This window comes from Aphanizomenon sp. UHCC 0183 (assembly GCF_009712065.1).
GTDB lineage: Bacteria > Cyanobacteriota > Cyanobacteriia > Cyanobacteriales > Nostocaceae > Dolichospermum > Dolichospermum heterosporum.
Genome location: NZ_VILC01000101.1, coordinates 1 through 6,897 on the forward strand (window position 1 = coordinate 1; position 6,897 = coordinate 6,897).

The following is a 6,897-nucleotide window of genomic DNA, read 5'->3' on the forward strand; positions in this document are numbered from 1 at the left end:
AAAAGATTCGTGGAATTCATGCTTTGGTTTGGTGTCTGCGGTGACTCGAAACCTTTTCTCAGAACTGGAAACTAGCTCTGAGTAAGGATGTGTGTACACCGTAGCTTCATAAGGGGGGACTAAGGGGAGGGGTAGAAATGTGATGAAAATTACGGGATACCACTTTTAAAACATCCTCTTAAATGATGTTGAGTGCTAACTGAAGTAATAATTTCAGCTATATATACTTAAGAAGGTAATAACTTGCGTTTTTACACCCATATATCACCTTTAAGCAAAAGCTCAATTTATTTCCTTGCGGAGTATATCTGACTAAAAATTACCGCAAAAGTCATACAGTACAAGACTTTTACCCCTGAACTACTATATCTATATGCCGGCTAGATAAATGTCCATCTTTGCGCCGTTGGGGGAGAATTGTGGCAGGATGGAAAGAAGCCTGTGCAACATCACAGACTTGTAAGGGTGTTGTTTTGCAGAAGAACCCGTCAAGAAGATTGTTAGTTTCGCACTGTCAACGAAAAATTTGGCGGAAGGGATATACTATCCTCTGAATGTTAGTAAATTGCAGAACAAGCTATAGCGGTTGTCAGTTGCATGAAAACATCCAGTTATCATCACACTGATTTGCCTTCATGACTTTTAATGCCTGTTCCCCGTCCTCGGCTACATATACTCCCCACCTTGACTAGGAAATGAATCCAGAAAACTCAGAAACTTACATAAATCATCCAACTTGGGGTTTACTCTATAGGATCTGTATGGTTGATGAGAACCAGGATCTGTTTACCACACTCTACGCCCAACGTTTATTTTTTTTGGTAACAACTGAGCTTAAAGTCCTGAAATTTCAGCCAATTGGCCGGACTGAGGCTAGGATGATGCTGGAAAATCGCTTACGGACTTTGCGCCGCAGTGGTAATTCTCAAGAGTACGAGCAACTTCAAGGTGTATTTCAGCGCACATTCCAATGAGTAGTTTAATTAGCGATCGCTCCGCTCACATTAGGCAACGCCTTACCCACATACACGCCTCACTCCCATCTACAGTGAGGTTGATTGCTGTTACAAAAAGAGTATCTACTGAATTAATGCGGGAAGCATACACCGCAGGAATTCGTGATTTTGCTGAAAGTCGCATCCAAGAAGCTGCCAGTAAACAAGCCGAATTGCAAGATCTAGCGGATATTACCTGGCACTTGATTGGACATCTCCAAACCAATAAGGCGAGAAAGGCCTTAGAACTATTTTCATGGATTCACTCCGTTGATAACTTGCCACTGGCACAACGCTTAAATATCCTAGCGGCAGAACTGGGAGTGAATCCAAAGGTATGCTTACAAGTCAAAATTCTCCCCGACGCAAATAAATCTGGTTGGATGGTTCCAGAATTATTGGCGGACTTAGCAGCGCTTAACCAATGTCAAAATCTACAAATTCAAGGTTTGATGACAATTCCGCCTCAAGGGTTGGCGGATGCAGAAATTTTAACAGTATTTAATACTACGTATGAATTAGCACAAACCATCCAATCACAAAATTGGCCAAATATTACCATGCAGCAATTATCAATGGGTATGTCTGGGGATTACCAATTGGCAGTGCAAGCAGGAGCAACAATGGTACGATTAGGTACAATCTTGTTTGGTGAACGAGCTTAGACATAGCTGTAGTCATACTTCCAGACGGCATGATTAACAATCGTTTGCGAATTTACTACCAAGTATTGATAATTGTCAAAAAATATAATACTCTCATAAGTAATTCTTAATTGCAAAGGTGGTCATACCCCCCTTTATTTTTAATGATCGTTAGGCTACAATTTTAACTCAATGTTACAGATTCGTTAATGTGCAGGCGTTAACATCAATATCTGTTAATAATTGGGAATTTGTACTAAAGGGTAAAATCAGTAGTACGATTGCTACGTCAAACATCTACTATAGTTACGACTACTGCCTAGAAGGAACTTTAATGTAACTTATAGCCAGGAAAATTAGGGGAATTTTAATCTGGGAGCATACAACATGAGCAATATATTTTCTAAACTCAGGGATTTTGTAGGGTTGAATGAACAGGTAGAATACGAATACTACGAAGAAGAAGCTGATACAACCAATAATTATCAGAATATCTATCAACAGGAAAATCCCCAACCAGCCCCACAGGAAACTACTCCTCCAAATCGGCGTTGGCGGGAAAATCAACCTAACAATACAGAAGAAGTAGCTGCAACAGTATCTAAACCTATGAGTAACGTTATTGGTATGCCAGGCGCAATTAATGGAATCTCTGAAGTTCTAGTTCTTGAACCTCGCACGTTTGAAGAAATGCCCCAGGCGATTCAAGCCCTCCGGGAGCGCAAATCAGTAGTATTGAACTTGACCATTATGGACCCTGATCAAGCTCAACGTGCAGTTGACTTTGTTGCTGGTGGTACTTATGCGTTAGACGGACATCAAGAAAGAATTGGTGAAAGTATCTTCTTGTTTACCCCCAGTTGCGTGCAAGTTAGCACTCAAGGCGGTTTGATACATGAAGTACCTATCAACCAAGCCCGTCCCGCCCGTCCCGCAGCTACAGCAGCAACGACCGCTTGGGGAAATGAACCCACTCGGATGGCACAGTAAGGTAAATTAGTCATTAGTTCTGACAATTAATTGACCACTAGTGACTAATGAAATGAATATAAAATTTGGCTTAATTGGCGGTGGGGTAATGGGAGAAGCTCTATTATCCCGCCTTATTACAAGTAGCATTTATCAAGGCTCAGAAATCATCGTCAGTGAACCCCAAGCTGAACGCCGCAGCTATTTAGAACAGAAATATGGGGTAGTTGTGACAACGGATAATAGTCTAGTGTTAGGGGCAGCGAAAACAGCGGTGATGTTGGCAATCAAACCCCAGATATTTACGGCTGTAGCCCAAGAATTAGCAGATATCCTACCAACAGAACATTCACCCCTGATCATTTCCATACTAGCGGGGGTAACTTTAAAACAATTAGAAGCAGCTTTTCCTCAAGTTCCCATAATTCGCGCTATGCCGAATACCCCCGCCACAGTGGGTGCAGGAATAACAGCAATTTCTTTAGGTGCTTATACTCATCCTCATCACCAACAAACAGCACAGCAGATTTTTACCGCTGTGGGGGAAGTAGTGGAAGTACCGGAAAGCCTGATGGATGCGGTGACAGGATTATCCGGTAGTGGACCGGCTTATGTGGCATTGATGATTGAAGCCTTAGCTGATGGGGGTGTGGCTGTGGGTTTACCAAGGGCGATCGCTAAACAACTAGCTGTACAAACGGTCTTAGGAACAGCAAAACTGGTACAAGAAACCAAAATTCACCCCGCCGAACTCAAAGATCAAGTTACCAGTCCCGGTGGTACAACTATTGCCGGTGTCAGCACCTTAGAAAAAGCTGGTTTTCGTTCCGCTGTTATCGAAGCTGTTAAAGCCTCGAAAGAACGCGCTCAGGAATTGGGGAAGGGATGACAGATTAAGGGTATGAATTTTAGTCTCACGCAAAGGCGCAAAGACGCACTGAGGTTTGAGTTTTAATTACTTATCACTTTTGCTATACAGAGACTATTCTTGCCCCTCCTAACCTCTGGATGGGCGCAGGCCCTGCGCCCCTACCTCCTGCTATCAGCAAACCCTAATTAGGGATTGTTAAAGGCTGAGTTTTTTGAACTGCTGGTGTTTCCTCCGGTGTAGATTCTACAGAAGGACTGGGTGCTGATTTGGGAATCATAAATTGTTGCCAAGTTCTAATTTGTTCTTGAGCATCAGTATAAGCACTACTACCACTGGGAATTAAATTAGCTGTATCAATGGCTTTGGCAACATCAACCTCACTTTGAGAACGTGCCATTTGCAACAATTGTTGACTCCATTGGTCAATGGCAATATTCACATCTAAACGCAAAATGTTACGACTAGATACCCGATTTGCCAACTGAATAGCTTGAACTAAAGCTTCTGGTGTACCAGTAACTGCAACTTGCTTGGCTTTTTGCCAACTTTCTTTGGCGCGAATTTGGTCTTGCCAAGTATCTATAGAGGATTGAGCTTCAGCAGATAAAGCGCGTCCTGAAGAGGCGATTTTTTGAGCTTCACTAATAGCCGTTGTCAAATTACCACTGTCGGCTAATGCCCTGGCTTGATCTAAGTACGGTTGATCTTGAATGCGCTCAATTTTGGCTGTCCATAGCCTAATCTTTTTTTTGGCTTCTGGATATAATGCTCGTCCAGAGCGAATTTGATTAAGTTCAGCGATCGCTGTTTGTAATGAGATAACATCCTCGTTAATAGCTATTTGTTCCGCCCGATCTAAATATGGTCTATCTTCAATAGACTCCACCTGGCCACGCCAACGGCCAATTTCTTGACGGGCTTCTGTAGCCCGGGGATTATTCCCAGGAATTAGTTGTACTTCCGAAATCGCTGCTGTTAAATCATTAACAGTGCCTTGACTAGCGAGATTCCGAGCTTTTTCTAACCGAGAAACATCTTGAATTTCTAATTGCCAACGGGCAATTAATTGTTGTGCTTCATTATAAATATCCCTAGAAGCATCTATTTGTTGAGCTTGAGAAATAGCCGTTTCTAACCCAGCCGTAGTCCCAATAAAAGCACTTCTTTGGGCTTCACCCAAAACCATAAAATCATCAACTTCAGCTTGCAATTCAGGAATAGGGGGAATTTGTCGGGCAATTTCCAATGCTTGATCAGCATTTCGCTCTTTCATTTTAGCCTGTGCTAATTTGAGCATTTTTCTAGCAAACCCAGATATTAACTCTTGGGCTTTTTGATACAGATAACTATCTGGTTTAATCGTTTCAGCCAGTTTAATAGCTTTAAGTAAACTATCTAAATTGCGATTATTTGCTAAATTTTCTGCTTTGTAAAGTTTATCCCCATCTTCTCGCGCCGTAACAATAATGTTATTTAATTGATCATATTTAGTGCTTGCCCAATATTTATTATTAACCCGTAGCAATCTAGCTGTGAGCATAAAAGCTGATTGCCAATGTCGTTGGCGCAATTCTTTTTCTGCTTCTTGGTAAATTCCTTCCGCCTTTGACCAAATCGTTTGCCACTTTTGAATTTGCTCTTCTACTAGTTCACTAACCTTCACGTCAGTAGGAATTTTTCGGGCTGTAGCGATCGCTTCCTCCAAATTCCCCGCTTGGAAACTCTCATCCGCCAACCTGAGAACATCCCGTGACCATTCCTCTAAAAGACGATTAATTTCGCCCCGCAAAGGATGATTTTCTGGTAATTGTTTAACCAGAGTAATTGCTTGGAGCAAATCATTAATAGTTTGCTTAGAAGCCGCCAACTGAGCGCAGTGTAGCCTTACTGACGCACTAGCTAAAGGCCAAAAAATTTGTGGACAATTAGGAGCAGTAGGTAACTTAAACAGGATGGATAAAGCTATAAAACCCATGCTTCCAGGAATTAAAGTTAATACTGCTGCCCAAACTACCCAATTTTTAGTCCAGCGCGGCATTTTCTCAATTAAAACATTGAGATTAAAAGTAGGTTCTGAATTATCATTTATAGCCAAAACATCGCCATCTTGCTTTTTTTTTTGCTTCATAGACTGAGAATGAGAACCAATAGCAGCGGTATCAGCAGTTTGATTATTTTGTATGTAGTTAGGCTGAACCCCAATTGGTTCTCCCGCTTGGTCTGAAGACCAATTATCTGGAATATCCCGCTCTGTCATTGCTCACACCACACTAATTGAATAGCGATATGAAAGTAGATAGATCAATATAGATAATTTTATGTTTGCTATCCTCACTTTCCTATCTAAAAAACCGTTTAAAACCCATCCCTAACATTACTGTTTTTTGGGTTGAGTATGACTGGTGACATTAATCAGAAATTAAAGATTCTCTTTGTAGATCTCCAATTAACTGAGTTAAATCATCACTACTTGCTTGATAGATATTACCGCAAAAGTCACAAGTAGCTTCTGCACCATCATCTTTTACAATCATGTCTTGTAGTTCCGCTTCTCCCAATATTTTCAGCGCCCCTAGCACCCGATCAAAAGAGCAGCCACAATGAAAGCGTAACATCTGACTTTCAGGAAATATGTTCAATCCCATATCTCCTAACAAATCGTTAAAAATTTCTGTCAGTGTTTTACCTGCTTGCAGTAATGGAGTAAACCCAGATAAAGCCCCAATCCGCGATTCTAATGTAGCCACTAGCTCCTCATCCCTAGCAGCTTTGGGTAACACCTGGATCAATATTCCTCCCGCTGCCGTTACGCCCTGTTCTCCCACAAATACACCCAAAACTAAAGCCGAAGGAGTTTGTTCAGAACTTGCCAAGTAGTGAGCAACATCATCACCTATTTCCCCCGAAACCAGTTCTACTGTACTAGAGTAAGGATAACCATGACCGAGATCGCGGACTACATATAGAAAGCCTGTACCTACTGCCCCACCAACATCTAGTTTACCCTTATGATTAAGTGGCAACTCCACAGACGGATTACCGACATAACCCCTAACTGTACCATCTAATCCTGCATCTGCCAATACACCACCTAAAGGACCATCGCCCTTAACGCGAACATTCACCCTAGAACCTGACCGTTTCATACTGGCAGCCATCAACAAACCAGCAGCCATAGTTCTTCCCAATGCTGCTGTTGCCACATAAGATAGTTTATGGCGTTGTCGAGCTTCTTCTGTTAACCGGGTACTAATCACACCTACAGCTTTAATCCCACCATCCGCCGCAGTCGCACGAATTAATTGATCTGCCATGAAAAACCTGACAATTCTTTACAAGATGACTTTTTTATTTTAAGTGGTTTCGAGTCGGGAGGTAAGAGGCGGGGGGGAGGGGGCAGGGGGGCAGGGGGCAGGGG

6 protein-coding genes are annotated in these 6,897 nt (G+C 42.1%); 4 read left to right on the forward strand and 2 right to left on the reverse strand.

Annotated features, from left to right (window positions below):
• Positions 1-695: 695 nt before the first annotated feature.
• The 4 genes from pipX to proC all read left to right on the forward strand — a co-directional run bounded on the left by pipX (position 696) and on the right by proC (position 3,497).
• On the forward strand, positions 696-974 hold the full coding sequence (gene pipX, locus FJR37_RS22435) for a transcriptional coactivator PipX (protein WP_027402694.1): 279 nt from the start codon (positions 696-698) through the stop codon (positions 972-974).
• On the forward strand, positions 971-1,660 hold the full coding sequence (locus tag FJR37_RS22440) for a YggS family pyridoxal phosphate-dependent enzyme (RefSeq protein WP_053537988.1): 690 nt from the start codon (positions 971-973) through the stop codon (positions 1,658-1,660). The genes pipX and FJR37_RS22440 overlap by 4 nt, the downstream gene beginning before the upstream one ends.
• Before the next feature lie 366 nt (positions 1,661-2,026).
• Positions 2,027-2,629, forward strand: coding sequence for a cell division protein SepF (locus FJR37_RS22445; RefSeq protein WP_039202326.1), 603 nt, complete (start codon positions 2,027-2,029; stop codon positions 2,627-2,629).
• Between the two features lie 52 nt (positions 2,630-2,681).
• Complete coding sequence (gene proC / locus FJR37_RS22450) at positions 2,682-3,497, forward strand: pyrroline-5-carboxylate reductase (RefSeq protein WP_168467171.1); 816 nt, start codon at positions 2,682-2,684, stop codon at positions 3,495-3,497.
• A 163-nt stretch (positions 3,498-3,660) separates the two neighbouring features.
• On the opposite strand, the gene FJR37_RS22455 is transcribed toward proC, so the two are convergent.
• Both FJR37_RS22455 and hslO read right to left on the reverse strand, forming a co-directional pair.
• Positions 3,661-5,736 carry a chromosome segregation ATPase gene (locus tag FJR37_RS22455; RefSeq protein ID WP_168467165.1) on the reverse strand — a complete coding sequence of 692 codons (2,076 nt, stop codon included), beginning with the start codon at positions 5,734-5,736 and terminating at the stop codon, positions 3,661-3,663.
• A 151-nt stretch (positions 5,737-5,887) separates the two neighbouring features.
• The gene (gene hslO, locus FJR37_RS22460; RefSeq protein ID WP_039202324.1) at positions 5,888-6,793 is read right to left on the reverse strand and encodes an Hsp33 family molecular chaperone HslO; all 906 of its coding nucleotides are present in this window, start codon (positions 6,791-6,793) and stop codon (positions 5,888-5,890) included.
• Positions 6,794-6,897 lie beyond the last annotated feature (104 nt).

What these genes read in the sequence shown, in the direction of transcription:
- FJR37_RS22440 (WP_053537988.1), top strand. Translation starts at nt 971, where the DNA reads ATGAGTAGTTTAATTAGCGATCGCTCCGCTCACATTAGGCAACGCCTT.
- proC (WP_168467171.1), top strand. Translation starts at nt 2,682, where the DNA reads ATGAATATAAAATTTGGCTTAATTGGCGGTGGGGTAATGGGAGAAGCT.
- FJR37_RS22445 (WP_039202326.1), top strand. Translation starts at nt 2,027, where the DNA reads ATGAGCAATATATTTTCTAAACTCAGGGATTTTGTAGGGTTGAATGAA.
- pipX (WP_027402694.1), top strand. Translation starts at nt 696, where the DNA reads ATGAATCCAGAAAACTCAGAAACTTACATAAATCATCCAACTTGGGGT.
- FJR37_RS22455 (WP_168467165.1), bottom strand. Translation starts at nt 5,736, where the DNA reads ATGACAGAGCGGGATATTCCAGATAATTGGTCTTCAGACCAAGCGGGA.
- hslO (WP_039202324.1), bottom strand. Translation starts at nt 6,793, where the DNA reads ATGGCAGATCAATTAATTCGTGCGACTGCGGCGGATGGTGGGATTAAA.